Consider the following 21,802-nt stretch of genomic DNA (forward strand, 5'->3'; position numbering starts at 1 on the left):
GTCACTGCTCGTCGGCCACCATGGTCTCGTAGCGGTACAGCAGGGTGGCCGCCTCGGCGCGGGTGATGCGCTGTGCCGGCCGGTACGAGCCGTCGCGGTAGCCCTCGGAGATACCCTCCGAGGCCAGCCACGTGATGGCCTGGTAGTGGGTGCTGCCCTCGACCACGTCCGAGAACTCGCTGTCCTCCGGCCCCAGGTGCTCGGGGTCGAACGCCCGGTACAGGAACGAGGCGAACTCCCCGCGGGTGACCGCCCGGCCCGGCTTGAACTCGCCGTCGGCGTAGCCACGGGTGATCTCCTCCGCCGCGGCCCAGGCGATGGGCTCGTGGAACGTGTGGCCCTCGGGGACGTCAGGGAACGGCGCGCCGTCCGCCTCGGTGACCGGGTCCAGGTACCGGTGGATGAAGGCCAGGGACTCGCCGCGGCTGATGTCCCGGTCCTTGCCGAAGGAGCCGTCGGCGTAGCCGCGGCTGATCCCCTCCAGCTGCAGCCACCGCACCGGCTCGAAGAACCGCGATCCCGGCGCGTTGTCCGTGAAGTTCGGCGGGAGCAGTTCACTGCTCGAGGTCACGCACTCGAAGGAGGAGGCGCGGGCCGGCGATCCTGACCCCTGGTACGCGGGCCAGGCCGGGTACTGGCACATCGGCCGGGTCCGGTCGGTGCCCTCATTGGCGTCGTAGGCGGTCAGCGTCCCCGGGGCCTGTCCGTCCTCGACCCAGGCCTCCAGGACACCGAGTCCGTCCCAGGTGGCGTTGAACGGGCCGAAGCCGTGGCCGAGGCCCGGGATCTTGTAGTAGCGGGCGTGATCGGCGAGCGCGTCACCGAACTGCGCGGTGAGTTGCTCCCAGTAGGCGTCCGTGTTGTGCGGGCTGATGAAGTCGTCCGTCGTGCCGTGCGTCAGGATCAGCTTGCCGCCGCGGGCGAAGAAGGGCTCCAGGCTCACGTCGGAGACGTCCGTGATGGCCGCCAGCTCCTGGATGCGGTCCTCCCACTCGGTCGGGTCGAACTCCATGGCGTCGTAGCCCGGATCCTGGGTGATGAGGTACTTCACGTTGGTGGCGCCCACGCTGTAGAGCAGCCCCTCGGTGCCGGACAGCGGATTGGACGGCTGGGGCGAGGCGCCGAACGTGGACCGGTCCCACCGCGCGCCCTCCAGGATGGGCCAGCGCTGGAACTCCGTCATGCCGGCGATCTCGATGCCCGGCTCGTAGGTCGAGTTGATCCTGTCGATGGCCGCCAGCTGCTCCGGGGTCAGGCAGGCGTCCTCCTCCGGTGCGCCCGCCTCGCAGCCGAGGAGTTCCTCCACCTTCTCGATGGTCAGCACCTCGTTGCAGCCGGCCACGTTGGCGATGATGCCGTCCACGACGCCATCGAGGGCCACGGTGTCACAGACCTCGTACACGGTGTCGGTCAGCATCTTCGTGTCCTGCGGGCTGAGCCAGCCGGCGCCACCGTCGGCGTACATGGCGCGGCCGACCTCCAGGGAGGCGAGGTGGAGCATCATCACGTTGTAGGCCGGGTAGTTGGCGACCACGCCCTCGTAGTCGTCGGGGTACCGCGCGGCGGCGTCCAGTGCCTCGTGGCCGCCCTGGGACCCGCCGATGAAGTAGGCGTACTCCGACTCCTCGCCGTAGTAGGCGTCCATGAGGATCTCGGAGACGTCGTGCGTCTTCTTGATGGACCACAGGCCGTAGTCCTTGAGGGACTCCTCGTTGAGGGCGAAGGTGGCGTCGAAGCCCGCGCTGGACCGGTGCCCGCCGTCCGAGCCGAGGGTCGTGTAGCCCTGCGCCAGTGGCGTCTCCAGGTCCTGCGGCTGCAGGCGGTGGTGTCCCGTGCCGGTCACGAGGGTGCCGTTGAAGGCACCGCCGCCGAACTGCAGGGACTTGCCGTTCCAGTCGTCCGGCAGGTTCACCTGGAAGGTCACGCCGGGTGCCTCCGGATCGACCGGCCGTGTCTTGCCGATGACCTTGCAGTACGAGCCGTCCGTCTCGTCGGAGACGTGCTCCGCGGTCTCGACGACGGCACCGGACGTCGGTGCCCCGATGCGGTCGGCGTCGATCTCCAGCCCCGCGAGTTCGGCGCAGTGCTCCGCGGGGAGACCGTCCACCGTGGGCGGCGACGATGGGGTGCTGGAGTGGGCGGGACCCGAGAGGCCCACCATCACCAGGGATGCTGCCGCCGCCGCGCCGGTCAGCCTCCGAACGATCGTGAATCCTGACATGCCGAGTCCTCCCCGAGGCAGGCTCCGAGACAGGCCTCCGGGGGTGCTGCCATGGCACCCCATCGCTCGAGGGCCGGGGAGCCGGATGAGTGGTGACCGGCCAGCCGATGCTGACGCTGGCCGTATGCCTGCACATCCTGTGCCGGGGTGGGGGAGCGGTCAAGGGTTCCACTGCCGTGCGGAAGGGCACTTCCCCCTCGGCCTCAGCGGTTGACGTCCACCACGGTCCGCCCGCGGGTGCGCCCGGCCACGATCCGCTCGGCGTAGGGGATGGTCTCGGCCAGCCCGATCGTGGTGGTCATCCGGTCCAGCGCGTCCAGGTCCAGCTCGGCGGCGAGCGCGTCCCAGGCCCGCCGGCGCAGCTCGCGCGGCGCGTTGACGGAGTTGGCGCCGGTGAGGGTGACCGCGCGGAGGATGAACGGCATGACGGTGGTGGGCAGGTCGGCGCCCTGGGCCAGCCCGCACGCCGAGACGGTGCCCCCGTAGGCCGTCTGCGCGAGCACGTTGGCCAGGGTGGTGCTGCCGACCACGTCCACGGCGCCGGCCCAGCGCTGGCGCTGCAGGGGCTTGCCGAGCTCGTCGGAGAGCTCGTGGCGGTCGATCAGCTCCGCCGCGCCGAGCCCGGCCAGGTACTCGCCCTCCTCGTCCGCGCGACCGGTGGAGGCCACCACGCGGTAGCCCCGGCCGGCCAGCAGGGACACGGCCACGGAGCCGACGCCGCCGGCGGCGCCCGTCACGAGGATGTCCCCGGACCCGGGGGTGAGGCCGGCGTCGGCGAGCTGGAGCACGCTGATCATGGCGGTGAACCCGGCGGTGCCGATCGCCGCCGCCCGGGCGGGCGTGAGGGCCGCGGGCAGTTCCACGAGGGCGTCCGGGCGGACGCGGGCCCGCGTGGCGAAGCCGCCGTTCAGGGTCTCGCCGATGCCCTCGCCGTTGAGCACCACGGTGTCCCCGGGGTTCCACGCCGGGTCGTCGGAGCGGGTCACCGTGCCGACGATGTCGATGCCCGGGATGATCGGGAAGGACTGCAGGATGCCGCGGCCCCCGCCCATGATGGCCATGCCGTCCTTGTAGTTGTAGCTGGAGTACAGAACGTCCAGCTCCACGGGACCGCTGAGCAGCTCCTCCTCCGCCACGTCCTCGACGCGCGCCTCGGCGCCCTTCTCCCTCACGATCACTGCCCGCATCCGCGTTCCCTCCGTCGTCCGGTCCGGCTGTCCTGCCCACGCTACGGCGCGGCCTCCCGCCCCGTCAGCCCCCGTGCCCGGTGCCGCGTCAGCCCCCGCCCAATCCTTGTGCGGCCCGCGCGCCGGGGCTTACGGTGGCCGCACTCCACGGGTCCGGCCCTGTGGGAGGCGATCGCGTGCCTGCTCCGCGGCCGGTCCAGCCGGACGTCACGACAGACAGTCACGACAGACAAGGGGAACAGCATGGACGCGTCGAAGCCGGTGATGGTCGGGGTCGATGGCTCCCCGGCCTCGATCGAGGCCCTGCGGGAGGCCAGGACCATGGCGGAGCTGCTCGGGAGCCCGCTCACGGTGGTGGCGGCCTGGCAGTGGCCGGCGGCCAGCGGCGAGCTGCCCGAGACCATCGGATGGGACCCGGAGGCGGACGCGCGGCAGCAGATGACCGAGGCCCTCGCCGCGGTCTTCGGCGACTCGCGGCCCGAGGGGCTGCAGGAGGTCGTCCGCCAAGGCCAGGCCGGGCACGTGCTAACCGAGCTCAGCAAGGACGCGCGCATGGTGGTCGTCGGCAGCCGCGGCCGGGGCGGCTTCCGGGGCCTGCTGCTCGGCTCCGTCAGCTCGGCAGTGGGCGCGCACGCGGCCTGCCCGGTGCTGATCGTCCACGGCAAGGCCGAGAAGTAGCCGGGAGCCTGGCGGTCGCCGGGCCGCCGTCGGAGGGAGCCGTCCGGGAACCCGCATCAGGTGAGGGATTCGCCGCCGAAGAAGCGAGTCTTGGCCGTCGAATCCCTCACCTGATGGCGTGCTCCGGCACCGCCGGCCTCAGGAGTGCCCCACGTTCCCGCCGAACTCCGCCGCCTGCTCGGCCTCGGCGATCACGGGGAGGGTGCGCAGCACGGAGTCCGGGTTCAGGGACATCGAGTCGATCCCGGCCTCCACGAGGAACTCCGCGAAGTCCGGGTGGTTGCTCGGCCCCTGCCCGCACAGCCCCACGGTGATGCCGCAGGACTGGGCGCGGCGGATGACGTCCGCGATCATGGCCTCGACCGCCGGGTCCCGCTCGTCGAACTGCCGCGCCAGGATCTCCGAGTCGCGGTCCACCCCGAGCACGAGCTGGGTGAGGTCGTTGGAGCCGATCGAGAAGCCGTCGAAGCGGCGGGCGAACTCCTCGGCGAGCACCACGTTGGAGGGCACCTCGCACATCATGTAGACGCGCAGCCCGTCCTGCCCGCGCACCAGCCCGTGCGAGGCCATCGCGGCGAGCACCCGGTCGGCCTCGGGCACGGTCCGGCAGAACGGGACCATGACCGCGAGGTTGGTGAAGCCCAGCGTCTCCCGCACCCGGCGCAGGGCGCGGCACTCGAGCGCGAAGCCCTCCCGGTACCGGTCGTCGTCGTACCGCGAAGCACCGCGGAAGCCGAGCATCGGGTTCTCCTCGACCGGCTCGAACGCCCGCCCGCCCAGCAGGTGCGCGTACTCGTTGGTCTTGAAGTCGCTCAGCCGCACGATCACCGGGTGCGGGTGGTACGGCGCGCACAGCTTGCCCAGCCCCGTGGCCAGGCGGTCCACGAAGTACTCGCGCGGGTCGTCGTAGCCCGCGGTCAGCTCCCGGATCCGCCGCGCGTCCTCGGCGGAGTCCACCCGCTCGGGGTGCACGAGCGCCATGGGGTGGACCCTGATGGCCTCGGTGATGATGAACTCCATCCGGGCCAGCCCACCCCGTCCACGGGCAGCCGCCACCACCGGAACGCCGCGGCCGGGCTGGCCACGTTGACCATGACCTTGGTCCGCGGGCGCGGCAGCGACTCCAGGTCCACCTCCTCGGTGCGCCACGGCAGCCGGCCGGCGTACACGTGCCCCTCCTCGCCCTCGGCACAGGAGAGGGTGACCAGCCCGCCGTCGGGCAGGTCCCGGGTGGCGGACCCGGTCCCGACGACGGCCGGCACCCCCAGCTCGCGGCTCACGATCGCCGCGTGGCTGGTGGGCCCGCCGTGGTCCGTGACGATGCCCGCGGCGCGCTTCATCACCGGGCCCCAGTCCGGGTCCGTCATCTCCGCCACGAGGATGGCCCCGTCCCGGAACCGGCCGATGTCCGCGGCGCTGCGGATCACGCACACCTCCGCCGCGACGATCGCGTCCCCGATGGCCGCCCCCGTGGCCAGGCGCTCGCCGGTGCCCTCGAGGTGGTGCACGGTGAACCGGGTGGCCGAGCGCCGGGCCTGGACCGTCTCCGGCCGGGCCTGCACGAGGGACAGCTCGCCCGTCCGCCCGTCCTTGGCCCACTCCATGTCCATGGGCGTGCCGTAGTGCCGCTCCACGGCCACCGCCCAGCGGGCCAGCTGCAGCACCTCCTCGTCGGTGAGCACGAGCGCGGCGCGCTCCTCCGGGGTGGTGGGCACGAGCTCGGTGGGCGCGTCCGCGCCGGCACCGTAGACGAGCTTGACCTCCTTGGCACCCACGGTGCGCTCCAGGACGGGGACGAGGCCGGCGTCGTCGAGGAAGGGCTTGAACACCACGTACTTGTCCGGGTCCACGGTGCCCTGCACCACGGTCTCCCCGAGTCCCCACGCCGCGCTGATGACCACCGCCCGCGGGAAGCCGGTCTCGGTGTCCAGGGTGAACATGACCCCCGAGGAGCCCGTGGCCGAGTCGACCATGACCTGCACGCCCACCGAGAGCGCCACCTGCAGGTCGTCGAAGCCCTTCAGCGCCCGGTAGCTGATCGCGCGGTCCGTGAACAGGGAGGCGAAGCAGCGCCGGCACGCCTCCAGCAGGGCGTCCGGGCCGGTGACGTTGAGGAAGGTCTCCTGCTGGCCGGCGAAGCTGGCCTCCGGCAGGTCCTCGGCCGTCGCGCTGCTGCGCACCGCCACGGCCGGCGCGGCCAGCCCGGTGCGCTCGGCGAGCACCGCGTAGGCCCGCCCGACGGCGTCCGCGACCTCGGGCGGGAAGGGCGCCTCCCGCAGCAGGCGGCGGATGGCCGCCCCCGCCTCGCGCGTGGGCACCTCGCCCGCCCGGGCCCGGTCCAGCAGCTCCCGGATCCGGGGCTCGAGGCCGTTGTGCCGCAGGAACCCCCGGTAGGTGTCCGCCGTCAGGGCGAAGCCGCCGGGCACCCGCACCCCCTCGGCGGACAGGGAGCGGATCATCTCCCCGAGCGAGGCGTTCTTGCCGCCCACCCGGGGCAGGTCGGCCAGCCCGATCTCCTCGAACCACAGGACGTGCTCCCCGTGGCCCTGCCCGTCCTGTCCTGCCCCTGCGCGCATGGGTGCCCTCCCGCGTCCGGCCTGCCGTGGTGGCAGACAGGCTACGACGGGCCCGCCGGGCGGGGACAGGTCCGCGGACCCGGCCTCAGGACCGCTCGCGCACCGCGGAGCGCCGCCCGGCCCGTCCCGCCCCGGATGCTCCGGCGCCGGTCCGGTGGTGGCGCACGCGCTTGTGGATCCCGTCCGCGAGGAGCACGGCGGGCACCGCGGCCAGCGCGACGGCCAGCCCGGCCGGGGGCGGCGGGGCGTGGCCGAGCGCTGCGGCCAGCGGGCCTGGGAACAGGAACCCGAGCAGCAGCACGAGCTCGGCGGCCACGGCCCACAGCAGCATCCGGTTGTCGCCCCAGCCCAGCCGCCACGCCGGGCGGGTGGCGCTGCGGCAGCCGAAGGCGTTGGCCATCTGGGCCAGCACCACGGTGGTGAACGCGGCGCCGGAGGCCAGGGCCACGAGTGCCGGCTCGGGCACCTGGCCCCAGCGCCAGCCCCCGCCCCACAGCACCGCGGCGAAGGCCCCCATCTCGAACACCGCCTGGACGGGGCCGAGCACCCCGAACACGCGCACCAGCAGGGCCCCGTCCAGCAGGTGCCGCCGCTCCGGGGGCCGGCGCAGCACGTCCTTCCCGGGCCGCTCGGCACCGAGGGCCAGCGCGGGCAGCAGGTCCGTGCCGATGTCCAGGGCGAGCACCTGCAGCACTCCGAGGGCCAGCGGGACGTTGCCGCCGGACAGGGCCCACACCACGAACGGCGTCAGCTCCGCCACGTTGTCCGTGAGGTGGTAGGTCAGGAACCGGCGGATGTTGGTGTAGGTGGCCCGGCCCTGCTCCACGGCGGCGATGATGGTGGAGAAGTCGTCGTCCAGCAGGACGAGGTCGGCGGCCTCGCGGGCCACGTCCGTGCCGGAGGCGCCCATCGCCACCCCGATGTCCGCCTCGTTCAGCGCCGGCCCGTCGTTGACGCCGTCCCCGGTCATCGCCAGCACGTGCCCGCGCCGCTGCAGGGCCCGGGCGATCGCCAGCTTCTGCTCGGGGGAGACCCGGCTGACCACCACCCCGTCCCGGTCCACGAGCTCGCCGAGCGCCGCCTCGTCCGCCGGCAGGTCCCGGCCCTCGATGACGACCGGCTCGCCCAGCGCGAGCCCGGTCTGCCGGGCGATCGCCGCGGCCGTGGCCGGGTGGTCGCCCGTGATCATGGCGACACGGATCCCGGCCTCCCGGGCCTGCCGCAGCGCCCCGGGCACGCCGTCCCGCGGCGGGTCCTGCAGGCCCACGAGCCCGAGGAGCTCCAGCCCGGTCTCGAGCTCGTCCGGGGTCGTCGATGGAGCCGTCGACGGGGCGCCCGGCGCCAGGTCCCGGCGGGCCACCGCGAGCACGCGCAGCCCGCGGGCGGCCATGCCCACCACGGCCGCGTGCGCCTGCTCCGCCAGCGCGCGGTCCCGGCAGCGGGCCAGCACGCTCTCCGGGGCGCCCTTGACCAGCAGCTCGTCCCCCACGACGACCGACTCCCGGCGCCGGGCCGGGTCGAAGGCGTACCGGCGCGCGACGGCCGGCTCCGCGAGGGCCGGTGGGGTGCCGTGCCGCTCCCGCGCGGTGGCGCCGGTCGGCCCGGCGCCCACGCCCGCGTCCCGGCCGGAGGCCGCGCCCGCGGCATACGGGGCCAGCCGGTGCGCCGCGGCGTCGAGGGCGGCCTCCATGGGGTCCCCCTCGGCCACCCAGTCCGCCGGGTCGCCGCCCTCCGCGCCCACGCCCTCCACCGCCGAGCCCGCAGGACCGGCACCCTCCCCGCCCGGATGCCGGCCGGCGTCGTGCCGGTGGATCCGCCCGCGGGAGGCGGCCCGGCCCGCCCACGCCGTCAGCGCGGCCCGCGCGAGCGCGGCCGGCGGACCCTCGGCGGTGCCCTCGGGGGAGTAGCCCTCGCCGTCGAGCCCGACGCCGCCCTCCGGTGTCCACACCTCCACCACGTTCATCCGGTTCTGGGTCAGGGTGCCGGTCTTGTCCGTGCAGATGAACGTGGTGGACCCGAGCGTCTCCACGGCCTGCAGGTTGCGCACCAGGGCGTTGCGCCCGGCCATCCGCTGCGCGCCCATCGCCAGGGACAGGGTCACGGTCGGCAGCAGCCCCTCCGGGATCATGGCCACGGCCACCCCGATGGCGAACAGGAACGCGTCCCGCAGCGGCGTGCCGATCGCGATCGAGACCAGGCAGAAGGCCACGCCCAGGCCCAGGGCCACGGCCGAGAGGATCCGCACGATCCGCCGCAGCTCGCGCTGCAGCGGGGTGGGCGGGGGCTGCACCTCGGCCGTGAGGGAGGCGATCGCCGCCAGCCGGGTGCGGGCGCCGGTGGCGGTGACCTCGGCCCGGGCGTCGCCGTTGGCCAGGAAGGTCCCGCCGAAGCCGTCGTCACCGGGGGTCTTGGGGACCGGCTCGCTCTCGCCGGTGAGCATGGACTCGTCCACGGTGCACGTGTCCGTCTCCACGAACCGCGCGTCGGCGGGCAGGCGGTCCCCGGCGGTGAGCACCACCACGTCCCCCGGCACGATCTCGGCGGCGTCCACGCGCACGGTCCGCCCGTCGCGCACCACGGCCACCTGGGTGGGCAGCAGCTCGCGCAGCCGCGCCGCGGCGTGGGCGGCCCGTTCCTCCTGGGCGAAGGCGAAGATCCCGTTGACGACCACGACCGCCACCACGGCCACCGCGAGCTGCGGCATGCCCGCCACGAGCGCCAGCACCGCGGCTCCCCACAGCAGGAGGGCGAAGAAGTGGGTGAACTGGCCGGCGAAGCGCCGCCACGCGGGCACCTGGCGGACACGCGGGAGCTCGTTCCGGCCGGTCTCGGCCTGCACCCGGCGGGCCTCGGCGGTGCTCAGTCCCCGCGTCTCGGTGCCCGGCACCTGCTCATCGCTCCTCCACACCCGGGCCCGACGCCGGCCACGGCTGCCCCACAGTCTGCGGCGGACGGCGCGGGGCGAGGAAGGGTTCGCGACCCGGGGACGGGCCGGGGCGTGGCCGGCGCCCGGGCCGGGCGGGTGCCGCGCCCCCGGCATCCCCTGCCGGGGCCGGGCGGGGTGGATTCCGGGGCGGGTGGGTGCCGGATGCTTCCCGGACCGGGGACGCCGCCCCACAATGCTGGCATGCGTCGGCGTCGGGGCGTCATCGCAGTCCTGCTCCTCGCCCTCACCGCCTGCGGGGCGGTCGAGGCGCCCGACGGCGGTGCGACCGGACCGGCGCCGCGCTCCAGCACCACGGCCCCCGGCCCCGAGGGCGGCTCCTCCGGCATGCCGGGCGGCGAGGGCGACGGCGGTGCGCCGGGAGTGGGGCCGGGCTCCACTGCCGGGCCGGGACTGCCCTTCGAGGGCCCGGTCCCCCCGGGGGCAGGCCCCGGGGGCCGCCCCGGCGCCACGGTCTACCGGCGCAGCACGCCGCGGCGGGTGTGCGCCTCGCTCGGGGCGGCCCGGCCGCTCGAGCTGAGCACCACCGACCCGGCCGAGGCGTGGCTGCTCCGTGACTGGGACGCGTGCCTGCGCACGGACACCACTCCGGCCTACACGTGGCTGCGGAACCGGACGACCGCGGTGTGGTCCCTACCGGGTTCGCCGTGGGCGGTGGTCCAGCAGCACAGCCCGGGCCGGGCGCGTCCCGGGGTGCTGCGGTCCGGCGTCCTGCACCGCGCGTCGGCGGACTGGACGGGCTCGCCCGGTGCCGCGGCGTTCGTGCACCCGGGGGAGTCGGTGTGGATCGCCGCCGACCCGGACCGCGTGCGGTGGCGGGCGGACCTGCCCCTGACGCTGACGTGGTCGGCGGTCGGGGTGATGATGGACCGGGTCGAGGGCCGGGGCAGCGCGGTGATGGCCGAGTTCCTGCGGCGGCGCGAGTCCGGCCCCGGCGTCGCGACCACGTGCGCGGCGGGGTTCTACGCGTACGTCCGGGCCCGCGACGCCCGGGACCGGGAGGACCTGGCCGCCGCGGACCCGGGAGTCGTGGTGCACGAGGGCTTCGAGGCCCTGTCCCGCGGGTCCCCCTGCGCCGAGGCCGCGGCCGGGCTGGACCTGGACGTCGGCGGGCGCCGGACGACCGTCCTGGACGAGGTCATCCGGGCCGTCGCGGGCTCCGGGGCCGCCCTGGACCGGATCCGGGCCGACGTCGGGCCCTACCGGCGGGCCCGGGACCTCGCCGGACTGCGCCTGGGGACGGTGGACGGCCCGACGCCGCGGGCCACCTCCCCGGGGGACTGAGGGGGTGGCCCGCGGTGGCCCGGACGGCGGTCCGGGCGGTGGTCCGGACAGGGGTCGGAGACCCGGTGCTCAGACGCTCTCGAGGACGGGCGTCCGCTGCCGTGCCCGGTGCATCGGGCAGGAACGGACCACGTAGCGGCACAGCAGCACGGCCGCCACGGCGGCCCCGCCCACCACGCCCACGATCGGGCCGGCCGGGGACGGCAGCTCCTGGACGAGGACGAACACGCCCATGGCCAGGACGAAGAAGCCGAAGCCCTCGCGCAGGGCGGCCTCGGGGATGATGCCGGTCAGCCTCGCGCCGACCAGCGAGCCGAGGATCGCGGCCACGGTCACCCCGGCCACGAGGCCCCAATCGAGCTGGACGCTCGTGAGGTAGCCGCCGAGGCCGGCGAAGGACTTCATGGCGATCACCACGAGCGAGGTCCCGACGGCGGCCGGCATGGACAGCCCGCCCAGCAGCACCAGCGCGGGGACCACCAGGAAGCCGCCGCCGGCGCCGACGAGCCCGGTGACCAGGCCGACGACGAGGCCCTCGAGGATGACCTTGACGACCGGCAGCTTCCGGGCGCCGTCGCCGTCCTCGCCGGGGGCGGCGGACTTCTTGCGGCCGCGGATCATGGCGGCGGCGGTGGCCACCATCATCAGGGCGAAGGCGATCATCAGGATGGTGCCCGGGACGTGGCCGCCCAGCAGTCCGCCGCCGAACGCGCCGGCCATGCTGGCCCCGCCGAAGACGAGGCCCGTGCGCCACTTCACCCGGCCCTTGCGGGCGTGGGAGATGACGCTGACCACCGAGGTGGTGCCGACCACGAACAGGGAGGCGGCGATCGCCTCCTTGGCGGGCAGCCCGGCCACGTAGGTGAGGATCGGGACGGTGAGGATCGAGCCCCCCCCGCCGAGCAGGCCGAGGGAGACCCCGATCAGCACCGAGAGGGCGAGGGTGACGATGAGCGTGACGGTCATGGCCGGGGGAGCTGCTCGATGGCCGCGCGGCCGGTGGGCTCGGAGGCCGACTTGTTCCACGGCATCCTGGACAGCACGTTGCCCATGGCACAGGTGTTCGTGGCGGCCGAGAAGCTCAGCCCGGCGCCGATGGCACCGGCGAGCATGCTCACCTTCGGGGAGACGAGCTTGCCGCCCACGAGGCCGGCCAGCACGAGGGAGCCGGCGGCCATGCGGACCTGGCGCTCGAGGGACCAGCGCTGGGCGCCGCGCACGACCTCGCCGCCGGCGGCCTCGAAGGCCGGCACGCCGCCGGTGAGGACCACGGCGTTCTCCAGGCCGGCGGTGTTCAGCCGGGTGCGGGCCTGGCCGGCGCGGACGCCGGACTGGCAGACGAGCACCACGTGGCGGCCGAGGCGCTCGGCGAGCTCGTCCGCGTGCTCCGACAGCAGCGGCAGCGGGACGTTGTAGGAGCCCTTGATGTGCATGCCCTCGAACTCCGCGGCGGAGCGCACGTCCAGCACGATGAGGTCATCGTGGCGGTCGATCCACTCACGCAGGGTCTGGGCGTCGACGTCGGTCAGGGCGGGGGCGGTGGGGGTGGTCAAGAGGCTTCTCTTCCGTTCGTCCGGATATGACTCCATGAGTCTGCCATATACCCATGGGGGTATGCAACACACCCCGGGGGGTATAGAATGGAGGCAACCGAGATCCCCCGCCGCATCCCCGAGGAGCCCCCCCCATGGAACTCGACGCCACCGAGCTCAAGCCCGTCGTCAACCGGCTCAAGCGAGCCCAGGGCCAGCTGGCCGCCGTCACCCGCATGCTGGAGGAGGGCCGCGACTGCAAGGACGTGGTCACCCAGCTCGCCGCGGTCTCCAAGGCGCTGGACCGGGCCGGCTTCGCCATCATCGCCTCCGGCCTGGAGCAGTGCCTCGCCAAGGAGGACGGCTCCATGGACAAGGCGGACATGGAGAAGCTCTTCCTGTCCCTGGCCTGATCCGCCCGGCCCGCCGGCCGCCCCCCTCCCCACGCCGAAGGCCCCCGGTGCATCGAACCGTCGATGCACCGGGGGCCTTCGGCGTTCCCCGTCAGGCGTTCGCCGGCTCCTGCGCCTGCGCGGAGGTCTCCGGCTGGACGCCGTTGCGGGCGGCCCACAGGGACCAGGCGCTGTAGCTGCCGTCGAGCTCGACGACGTCGTGCCCGGCGCGGCGCAGGGCGCTCGCGGCCACCGAATTGCGCACCCCGGACTGGCAGTACGTCACGATGGTGCCCTCGCTGGGCAGCTGGTCCTGGTGCCACAGGACGCGGCCGGCGCTGAGCTGGCGCGAGCCGGGGACGTGGCCCTCGCTGTGCTCGGTCTTGTTGCGCACGTCCAGGACCAGGGCGGCGTCGAAGCCCTCGAGCTCCTCCGGCTGGATGACCCGGGGCGTGGTGATCGGCAGGCCCTGGATCGACGTCACGTAGCCGGCGACCTGGTCGATGCCCACGCGCACCAGGTGGTCCCAGAACTCCTGGGCCTGCTCCTGGTCCTGCGCGAGCAGCACGAGCGGGCGGCCGTCCTTCTCCGGGTCGTAGGCCCAGCCGCCGTAGGTGGCCATCTTGCCCGGGGCCGGGATGCTGATCGAGCCGGCGACGGTGCCGGCGTGGACCTCGTCCACGGGGCGGGTGTCCACGAAGGTGACCCTGTCCTGCTCGAGGTCGCGGGCGACGTCGTCGATCGCCAGCTCCGGCAGCGGGGCGCGGTCGCCCATGACGGCCGGGCCGTCCCGGTTCTCGCGCTTCATGCGGCCGAAGTAGGCGTGGGCGTCCGGCTGGCCGTCCAGCAGCTCGTCCACGAAGCCCTGCTCGTCGTCGTTGGCGAGGTACGTCCCCCACCAGGAGTAGAGGCGCTCGTAGCCGACGGTGGAGGACGGGATGGCGCCGAGGGCCTTGCCGCAGGCGCTGCCCGAGCCGTGGGCCGGGTAGACCTGGACGTGGTCCGGCAGGGTCAGGAACTTCTCCTTGAGGCTGCGGAACAGGTCCTTGGCGCCGCCGAAGCGGGTGTCCACGCCGCCGGCGGCCTCGTCCAGCAGGTCCGGGCGGCCGAGGTCGCCGGAGAAGACGAAGTCACCGGTCAGCATGTAGCCCGGCTTGTCGCTGAAGGCCCCGTCCGTGACGAGGAAGGACAGGTGCTCGGGGGTGTGGCCGGGGGTGTGGACGGCCTGGACCGTGATGTTGCCGATCGTGATCGTGTCGCCGTCGTGGAGCAGGTTGGCCTCGAAGCCGTAGGTCCAGTCGGGGCCGCCCTCGCCGGAGACGTACATCGCGGCGCCGGTCTTGGCGGCGAGCTCGCGGGTGCCGGAGAGGTAGTCGGCGTGGATGTGGGTCTCGGTGACCGCCACGATCTCCATGCCGTTCTTGGCGGCCAGCTCCAGGTAGGGGGTGAGGTCGCGGCGGGCGTCCACCACCACGGCCGTGCCGTTCTTCTGGCAGCCGATGAAGTAGCTGGCCTGGGCGAGGTCCTCGTCGTAGATCCGTTCAAGCAGCATGGGGTCTCCTTCGTTGGGTTCCAGATACCCCCGCGGGTATCCGTTCTGGGTCGAGAGTAATACCTCTGGGGGTATGTCGCAAGTACCTCGGGGGGTATCCCGGGATGCGGTATGCTGGTCAACAGATACCCCCTGGGGTATATTCCGGAAGGTGCCGACGGACGTGTCCGGTCCACCTCCGACCCTATGACCGACGAGAAGGAGAACTCATCATGTGCCAAGCGGTGACCTGCAGGAAGTGTGGCAGGACCACGTGGGCCGGCTGCGGCAACCACGTGGACCAGGTGATGCGCCGGGTGCCGGCGGCCGAGCGCTGCACGTGTGGGCAGCAGGGCGCGGCCCGCGCGGCCGACGCCCCGTCCGCCGGGGTGTCGGGTGGCGCCGGCGCGTCCGGTGGCGGCTGGCTCGGGCGGCTGTTCGGGCGCTGAGGTGGCACGGCGAAGGCCGGGCCCGCCCACGGGGGTGATCCGTGGGTGGGCCCGGCCTTCGCCGTCGCTGGGCGCGGGGTGCGCGGCTCGCACGCTGGGCGCGGGGTGCGCCGGGGTGCGAGTGGAGAGGTGTCAGGAGATGACGGCGAAGCCGCCCGTCCAGGAGACCTTCTCCGCCGCGGCCAGGGAGATCTGCAGGAAGCCGAGGGCCTCGAGCTCGCGGGCGCGCTTCAGGGCGCCGGCGTCGATCGCGCGCAGCCCGGAGGAGGTGACGACCTGGGCCAGGGTCTCCTTGGCCCGGGCGTCGTCCCCGGCGATGAGCACGGTGGTGGGGTCCTCGCCCACGGTGCCGGAGGCGAGGGTGCCCGCGAAGGTGGTGTTGAACGCCTTCAGGACCGCGGAGGACGGCAGGGCCGTGGCCAGCTCGGCGGCCGCCGAGGAGTCGGCGGGGACGGTCAGGGAGTCGAAGGTCTGGAAGTCGACCGGGTTGGTCAGGTCCACCACGACCTTGCCCGCGAGCTGCTCGCCGCGCTCGGCGACGATCCCTGCGAGCGCCGGGTAGGGGACCGCCAGGACGACGATGTCGCCGGTGACGGGCTTGTCGCCGTCGGAGCTGCCGAAGGACTCGACGGCGTGGCCGCCCTGGGCGAAGCGGGACGAGAGGGTCTGGCCCATGTTGCCGGTGCCGATGATGCTGATGCGTGCCACGGTGTTCTCCTAAAGATAGGGATTTGGTTGTTGCTACAAGCAGTACGCTAGCACGGTAAGATTGAAGGTACAACTACTTTCTCGACCTGCGGGAGGACCGATGACCGAGCAGTCCGCGAGCACGCCCATGGCCGAGCCGCCGTGGCTCACCGACGAGGAGCTCGCCGCCTGGATGCGGCTGGTGGCCCTGGTGGAGTTGCTGCCCGGCGTGCTGGACTCGCAGCTGCGCCGGGACGCCGGGCTCATGCACTTCGAGTACTACGTGCTCGCCATGCTCTCCGAGGCGCCGGGGCGGACGCTGCAGATGCGCGACCTGGCCGCCCGCACCAACGCCACCCTCCCCCGGCTCTCGCACGTGGTGCGCCGCCTCGAGGACCGCGGCCTGGTGACCCGCGCGCCCTGTCCCGACGACGGCCGGGCCACCAATGCGTCCCTCACCGAGGCAGGCTGGGCCAAGGTGCAGGAGACCGCCCCCGGCCACGCGGCCACCGTGCGCGAACACGTCATCGACGCGCTGGAGCCCGGGCAGGTGCGGCAGCTGCGGGAGATCGCGGGCCGGGTGCTGGCGCGGCTGGATCCCCAGGGGCGGATGGCCCCGGCCTATACCCGCTACGACGCGGCGGCCGACCGAGTGGCCGGTCGGCCGACCGGCCGGGGCGTCGACCAGTAGAGCGTCCGGAGGGCCCGCGGGGGCGTTCCTCCCCATGTCGGGAGCGAAGGGGTCATGGCCCGCATGCTTGGTGCCCTCGGGCATGGATGGGCCCCGGAGCCCAGGGAATGGTGCTCCGGGGCCGGGGGTCCGCAGGCCTGGGAAGGGGATTGCGGATCCTCCTGGGGCGGTGGGGCAGGGGTCCTGCCCTACCGCTCGAGGACGGCGACTAACCCGTGATCAGGATCGCCGGATCGGTGAACCCCGCGAAGGTCAGCGAGTACTCCCAGCTGATGGCGGTACCGGTGACCTCCGGGGTCCAGTTGGGGTTCGGGCACGAGAAGTCAGCCAGGAACTCCTCCGTGCTCGTTCCGGTCGCGGACTGCTCCGGGACGATCAGCCGGCCGTTCTTGGTGGAGGTGATCACGCTGCTGGTGGTCGTGGTCTCGGACTCCGTGAACGGCTCGACGATCTTGCTGTTGACGCCCGGGTTGTGGCAGACGCCGGTGAACGTGCTGGTGACCGACAGTGTCACGGTCGCGTTGGTGTTGCCCACGCCTGCGATCTGGGTGCCCGTACAGGAGACGGTGAGGCCGGTGAGGGTGCAGACCGGCTCGCCATAGCCCTTGACGTAGTGGGCCCCCTGGGGAGCGTTGGCGAAGTTCGTGGCTGCCTGGGCGGCAGCCGTGCCCACGGTGAGGGCGAACAGCATGGCCACGAACAGGGCCAGGGCGCGGCGAAGTGTGCGTTGCATTGTCCAGACTTTCTGCTGATGCCTTCGGCGCGACGCCGGAGGCAGTCGTACCAGGAGATCGCAGATCCGGCTCTCGCCGGTCCGTGTGCGCTCCGGAGGGCCTCTCCGGCCTCCGGGAGCCACCCGGCCGCAGTCCGCAGGGGGGGCTGCGCCTTTCGGGTCGGGCGAGCGACGAGCCGCGCCATGCCTGGACTGTCCTCGCCCTCACGAGGTCATGGCCGTCTCCGGCCGATGGCCCTGCTGACGTTGCCACCGGGGACGGTGGCAACACGCTGGAGCAGTGTCTCTTCGGACGAGGAGGCGAGTCGGTCGCGTGGACCGCTGGCGTCGCAGGGAACTGGGGTGGACACCCCAGCCGGTCTATCGCTGCGAGCGGGCCACTCGGGCCTCGGTTCCCCGTCAGGACAGGTCTAGCAGGCGGGAAAGAGGCGGCGCAAGACAAGGGAAACGCCCGATTGTCCTGACGGGATGGGCGCGGAGAAAAAGGGGGTCCAGCCTCTCGACACCACTATGGGCATAGGTATATGGTCGTTCCAGTCGTTGTGGTGTGGCTCACGTCGGGCCCCCCGAGACTCCACTGGAGAAAACCGAGAAAGGACCGTCTCCGATGACCGAGACCGTTGCCAACGCCAAGTCGCTGCAGGACGTTCTGGATGCCTCCGGCAACGTCGTCGACCGACTGCGCAACTCGCAGATCGGCGCCTACATCTACCCCGTCGTCGCCCCCGAGTTCTCCAACTGGCGCTCCGAGCAGCGCGCCTGGCGCGAGAGCGCCGTGCTGTTCGACCAGTCCCACCACATGGACAACCTGATCCTGCGCGGTCCGGACGCCATCAAGCTCATCTCGGACACCGCGATCAACTCGGTGGCCAAGTTCCCGGTCAACAAGGCCAAGCAGTACGTCCCCACCACGCCGGCGGGCCACGTCATCGGTGACGGCATCCTCTTCCGCCAGGAGGAGGAGGAGTACGTCTACGTCGGCCGCGCCCCCGTCACCAACTGGATGCTCTTCCAGGCCCAGCGCGGCGACTACAAGAACCTGGACATCGTCGAGGACCGCCGCTCCCCGTCCCGCCCGATGGGCAAGCCGGTCAAGCGCGAGTACTACCGCTTCCAGATCCAGGGCCCGCGCGCCTGGGAGATCATCGAGAAGCTCCACGGCGAGAGCCTGGAGCAGCTGAAGTTCTTCAGCATGGACTGGATGAACATCGGCGGCACCCAGGTCCGCACCCTGCGCCACGGCATGTCCGGCGCCCCGGGCCTGGAGATCTGGGGCCCGTACTCCGACTACGACCGGATCCGGGAGACCATCCTCGAGGCCGGCGCCGAGTTCGGGCTCGTCCCGGTCGGCTCGCGGGCCTACCCGTCCAACACGCTCGAGTCCGGCTGGATCCCGTCCCCGCTGCCGGCCATCTACACCGGTGACGGCATGCTGGCCGAGTACCGCCAGTGGCTCGGCGCCGACTCCTACGAGGCCAACAACGCCGTGGCGGGCTCGTTCGTCTCGGACGACATCGAGGACTACTACCTCAACCCGTGGGAGCTGGGCTACGGCAACTTCGTGAAGTTCGACCACGACTTCATCGGCCGCGAGGCCCTCGAGAAGATCGACCCGGCCGCCCAGCGCAAGAAGGTCACCCTGGCCTGGGACGGCGAGGACCTGAAGCGCATCCAGGGCTCGCTGTACGACCTGGACGGGCCGACCTACAAGTACTTCGACCTGCCGCTGGCCAACTACGGCTCCTCGAACTTCGACAAGGTGATCGACGACGACGGCAACGTCGTGGGCCTGTCCATGTTCACCGGCTACTCGGCCAACGAGCGCCGGGGGCTGTCCCTGGCGACCATCAACCCGGACGTGCCCGAGGGCGCCCGGCTGAAGGTCGTCTGGGGCGAGGAGGACGGCGGCACGAAGAAGACCACCGTCGAGCCCCACGAGCAGACCGAGGTCAACGTCACCGTCTCGCCGGTGCCGTACTCGGCCGTGGCCCGCGAGTCCTACCACGAGGGCTGGCGCACCGCCGGTGCGAAGGGCTGACATCGGCTGACCCGCACCGGGCTGCCCGGGCGGGCCCGCCCCCAGCACGACGGCGGCGCCTCCTCCCAGCGGGAGGGGGCGCCGGCGTCGTGCTGGGGTGAGGTCCCTCCGGCGAGCTCGGGCACGGGGCGCACCGCGGGCGCCGCACCGCAGGCCGACATCCCGTCCCCACCCCAGCGCGGTGGATCATGCCCCGATGGACACATGCCTCCCGAGTGCCGGCATGATCCGTCCATCCGGGCATGGTGGACCTGGCGGTCGCCCCGGGCCGTCGCCGGGGCGGTGCCGGGTCGCCGCCGAGGGTGGACGGGCGCGTCGTCCACACCGACGGGGAAGGGGAGCTTCGTCCCCCGCCGCGATCGACTGGGCTGGGCGTATGACGACGCCGAGCCGTGAGGGCAGGGCACCACGCGCGGGCCTCTACGGACGGCACCCCGTGGAGCTCCGGGACGACGGCACCCTCCTGGCCTGGACCATCCCGATGATCCTCTCCGACCGCTGCGGAGCGCCGGCCCAGGACCCCCGCCGGTTGTCCCGCGCCGTGGACCGGGGGGACCTGGTGCGCGTGCGGCCCGGGGCCTACGCGGACCGCACGGCGTGGAACTCGGCCTATCCCCTGAGCCGGTACCTGGCCACGGTGCTCGCCATCGCCGCCTCCCGGCGCTCGGGTCCCGCCGTCTTCTGCCGGGAGGCGGCTCTGGTGCTCCACGGGATCGGCGTCTGGTCGTGTCCGCGGGAGGTCAGCGTGCGGGCCGGCCGGGTGGGATCATCGGGCACGCGGCGACCGCGTCCCGCGGCCGGATCGACGCACGCCCCCTTCGCGGAGCGGCACCGCCTCTGGCCGCGGGCCCGGGACGCTGCCGGCACCGTGCCGGCGGATGATGCCGTGGAGCTGGTGCTGGGCGGCGTCCGGTTGCGGGTCGAACGTCTCGACCTCGTGCTGGCGGACACGATTCCCCACGTGGTGCCGGCCGAGGCCGCGGCGGTCCTGGACGCCTTGCTGGCCGGCAGGCCCAGCGGGCTCCGGAAGGCAGGCGTCCCGGCTGCAAGACCGTGGGAACTGGAGGAACTGCTGTCCGTGGGAAGGCTGTGCACGTCCGGCGCGGCGACGGACCGCTTCCGGAATCGGGCGCTGTTCGCGACCGCCGGCACCGAGTCGCCCGGGGAATCCGTCAGCAGGTCGGTCATCCGCGACCTGGGGTTCGAGGTTCCCGAGACCCAGCACCGGGTCCATGACGGCCACGGGGGACTGCTGGGCATCACGGACTTCTGGTGGAGGGGGGCCGCCATCGTCGGGGAGTACGACGGAATGGGGAAGTACCTCGGGCGGCGCAGCTACTCCGGCCTGCCTCCGGAACAGGTCATCGCCCGGGAGAGGCGCCGCGAGGACGCCATCTGCGACCAGGGGCTGACGATGGTCCGTTGGCTCGCCGAGGACCTCAGGCGCCCCGCCCTGCTGGAGGCGAAGCTGGTGCGGGCCGGGGTGCCCCGAGCCACGCGCCGACCTGTGAGGGAGCGGGCAGGGGCGGGAGCAGGGGCACGGGACTGACTACAGGGCAGCCGGAGGTCCAGGGCATTCAGGCCAGGATGGACATCTCCCCGCGGATCGCCGCCCTGGATCGTCCCTCCCATGATGATTCGAGGTCTGCGCCCACGCGGGTCGCCGTCCGGACTCCGCTCCGCATCCCCTAGATGCAGTACTCCGGGGCCGGCCAGAAGGCGACGTCGGGGTGCTCCGTGAAGCGGTACCCGTGGCCGCGCTCCGTGCGCACGGTGCCGGCCAGGCGGCCCAGCTTGGTGCGCAGCCGGCGGACGTGCACGTCGATGGTCCGCTCGTTCGGCACCTCGTGGGCGTCCTTCCACAGCGTCTCGAGCAGCTCGTCCCGGCCGATGATCCGTCCGCTGTTCTCCACGAGGACGTTGAGCAGCTCGAACTCCTTGTGGGTCAGCCGCACCCGCTCCCCGTCCAGCCGCACCTCGCGGCGCGGCAGGTCGATGAGGATCCCCGGGACGGCCGGGGGGCGTTCGGGCTCCGGGGCGGGGGAGGGCGCCTGGGCCTGCACCAGTTCGGCGCGGAGCCCGGGCGGGGCGGTGGGGTCGCCCAGCGCCCGGCGCACGACGTCCACGTCCGCACCGGGCGTGCCGCTCGGCACGATCGCGACGGCGGCGGCAACCTCCGCGCCCGGGACCACGGCCTCGACGTGGCGGCGCAGCTCCGTGGCCAGCCGGGCCAGGCTGGTCCCCGCGGCCGAGGCCGCCGCCTCGGTCATGCCGACGTGGAGCACGAAGCCGCGGGCCTCGACCTGCGGGGCGGGCCGGAGGGTGGGGTCTGGGACCGCGGCGAGCGCTGGGCGGGCCTGCATCGGGACGGCCTGCAGGGCGCTCGTGCGGTGGGGGCGGCTCCGGTCCAGGCGACGGGGGCCGGAGTAGGGGAGCGAGGTGCGGCGCTGGGGGATGGCGGTCATGCGGAGGGTCCTTGGGTCGCCTCCCATGGGGGCCGAGGCCGAGGGAGCCGATCGGTTCACGATCGTGTCCGCCGTCGACGGCCCACACGGGAGCCGGCTCGGACGGACCGCCGGCGGGATCGCCGGACTGGCCCGGCCCGAGGGGTGTTGTCCGGGTCACGGTTTCTGCGTTCCAGAATCCGGAATCCCGGAGGTGCCCCGCAAGTAAGTTAAGTCACACTCGCTAACCCAGTTGTCAGGCGGATCAATGCCATACCGCCTGCGTATGAATGGGCGTCGCGGGCTAGGGGTTTACCGGGGTGGGGACAGGGGAATGCTGACCCCGTGACCTTTCGTGACCTCCCGTGAACCCTCGTGACCCGCCGGTGCCTGCCTGGGCCCCCGGGCGCGGGAC

At 73.3% G+C, this 21,802-nt stretch carries 16 protein-coding genes and 1 pseudogene; 7 read left to right on the plus strand and 10 right to left on the minus strand.

Annotated features, from left to right (window positions below; genetic code table 11):
* Nucleotide 1: 1 nt before the first annotated feature.
* Together E7744_RS01370 and E7744_RS01375 are read right to left on the minus strand one after the other, a co-directional pair.
* Nucleotides 2-2,221, minus strand: a complete 2,220-nt coding sequence (locus tag E7744_RS01370; RefSeq protein WP_168199715.1) for a tannase/feruloyl esterase family alpha/beta hydrolase — start codon at nt 2,219-2,221, stop codon at nt 2-4.
* A gap of 203 nt (nt 2,222-2,424) precedes the next feature.
* The gene (locus E7744_RS01375; protein ID WP_137772568.1) at nt 2,425-3,408 is read right to left on the minus strand and encodes an MDR family oxidoreductase; all 984 of its coding nucleotides are present in this window, start codon (nt 3,406-3,408) and stop codon (nt 2,425-2,427) included.
* A gap of 243 nt (nt 3,409-3,651) precedes the next feature.
* Between E7744_RS01375 and E7744_RS01380 the strand changes: the two genes are divergently transcribed.
* Complete coding sequence (locus tag E7744_RS01380; protein WP_137772569.1) at nt 3,652-4,086, plus strand: universal stress protein; 435 nt, start codon at nt 3,652-3,654, stop codon at nt 4,084-4,086.
* Between the two features lie 138 nt (nt 4,087-4,224).
* Here E7744_RS01380 and ppsA read toward each other — a convergent pair.
* A pseudogene (ppsA, locus tag E7744_RS01385) lies at nt 4,225-6,662 on the minus strand (phosphoenolpyruvate synthase).
* An 85-nt stretch (nt 6,663-6,747) separates the two neighbouring features.
* Nucleotides 6,748-9,549: a cation-transporting P-type ATPase gene (locus tag E7744_RS01390; protein WP_246858502.1), complete on the minus strand. Its 2,802-nt coding sequence runs from the start codon at nt 9,547-9,549 to the stop codon at nt 6,748-6,750.
* Between the two features lie 240 nt (nt 9,550-9,789).
* Between E7744_RS01390 and E7744_RS16450 the strand changes: the two genes are divergently transcribed.
* Entirely contained in the window at nt 9,790-10,890 is a 1,101-nt protein-coding gene (locus tag E7744_RS16450) for a hypothetical protein (RefSeq protein WP_137772572.1), read from the plus strand.
* 69 nt (nt 10,891-10,959) lie between these two features.
* On the opposite strand, the gene E7744_RS01400 is transcribed toward E7744_RS16450, so the two are convergent.
* The gene (locus tag E7744_RS01400) at nt 10,960-11,856 is read right to left on the minus strand and encodes a sulfite exporter TauE/SafE family protein (RefSeq protein ID WP_137772573.1); all 897 of its coding nucleotides are present in this window, start codon (nt 11,854-11,856) and stop codon (nt 10,960-10,962) included.
* A complete protein-coding gene (locus tag E7744_RS01405; RefSeq protein ID WP_137772574.1) occupies nt 11,853-12,443 on the minus strand; it encodes a rhodanese-like domain-containing protein in 591 nt (196 codons plus the stop codon). The genes E7744_RS01400 and E7744_RS01405 overlap by 4 nt, the downstream gene beginning before the upstream one ends.
* Nucleotides 12,444-12,577: 134 nt before the next feature.
* Here E7744_RS01405 and E7744_RS01410 point away from each other — a divergent pair, with 134 nt between their 5' ends.
* Entirely contained in the window at nt 12,578-12,835 is a 258-nt protein-coding gene (locus E7744_RS01410) for a metal-sensitive transcriptional regulator (protein WP_137772575.1), read from the plus strand.
* 91 nt (nt 12,836-12,926) lie between these two features.
* Here the strand turns inward: E7744_RS01410 and E7744_RS01415 are convergent, their stop codons facing one another.
* Nucleotides 12,927-14,366, minus strand: coding sequence for an MBL fold metallo-hydrolase (locus tag E7744_RS01415; RefSeq protein ID WP_137772576.1), 1,440 nt, complete (start codon nt 14,364-14,366; stop codon nt 12,927-12,929).
* Between the two features lie 224 nt (nt 14,367-14,590).
* On the opposite strand from E7744_RS01415, the gene E7744_RS01420 reads away from it, so the two are divergent.
* Nucleotides 14,591-14,794, plus strand: a complete 204-nt coding sequence (locus E7744_RS01420; RefSeq protein ID WP_371415365.1) for a hypothetical protein — start codon at nt 14,591-14,593, stop codon at nt 14,792-14,794.
* Between the two features lie 132 nt (nt 14,795-14,926).
* On the opposite strand, the gene E7744_RS01425 is transcribed toward E7744_RS01420, so the two are convergent.
* Nucleotides 14,927-15,502, minus strand: a complete 576-nt coding sequence (locus tag E7744_RS01425) for an NADPH-dependent F420 reductase (RefSeq protein ID WP_137772578.1) — start codon at nt 15,500-15,502, stop codon at nt 14,927-14,929.
* A 127-nt stretch (nt 15,503-15,629) separates the two neighbouring features.
* Here E7744_RS01425 and E7744_RS01430 point away from each other — a divergent pair, with 127 nt between their 5' ends.
* A complete protein-coding gene (locus E7744_RS01430; RefSeq protein WP_137774775.1) occupies nt 15,630-16,172 on the plus strand; it encodes a MarR family winged helix-turn-helix transcriptional regulator in 543 nt (180 codons plus the stop codon).
* Nucleotides 16,173-16,380: 208 nt separating this feature from the next.
* Here the strand turns inward: E7744_RS01430 and E7744_RS01435 are convergent, their stop codons facing one another.
* The gene (locus E7744_RS01435; protein ID WP_137772579.1) at nt 16,381-16,905 is read right to left on the minus strand and encodes a hypothetical protein; all 525 of its coding nucleotides are present in this window, start codon (nt 16,903-16,905) and stop codon (nt 16,381-16,383) included.
* Between the two features lie 607 nt (nt 16,906-17,512).
* Here E7744_RS01435 and E7744_RS01440 point away from each other — a divergent pair.
* The gene (locus E7744_RS01440) at nt 17,513-18,943 is read left to right on the plus strand and encodes an aminomethyltransferase family protein (RefSeq protein ID WP_137772580.1); all 1,431 of its coding nucleotides are present in this window, start codon (nt 17,513-17,515) and stop codon (nt 18,941-18,943) included.
* 376 nt (nt 18,944-19,319) lie between these two features.
* Nucleotides 19,320-20,492, plus strand: a complete 1,173-nt coding sequence (locus E7744_RS01445; RefSeq protein ID WP_137772581.1) for a hypothetical protein — start codon at nt 19,320-19,322, stop codon at nt 20,490-20,492.
* Nucleotides 20,493-20,631: 139 nt separating this feature from the next.
* Here E7744_RS01445 and E7744_RS01450 read toward each other — a convergent pair whose 3' ends face one another.
* Nucleotides 20,632-21,408 carry a winged helix-turn-helix domain-containing protein gene (locus E7744_RS01450; protein ID WP_246858503.1) on the minus strand — a complete coding sequence of 259 codons (777 nt, stop codon included), beginning with the start codon at nt 21,406-21,408 and terminating at the stop codon, nt 20,632-20,634.
* Nucleotides 21,409-21,802: the final 394 nt, after the last annotated feature.

It is taken from the genome of Citricoccus sp. SGAir0253, from assembly GCF_005877055.1.
In the GTDB taxonomy this organism is placed as follows: Bacteria; Actinomycetota; Actinomycetes; order Actinomycetales; family Micrococcaceae; genus Citricoccus.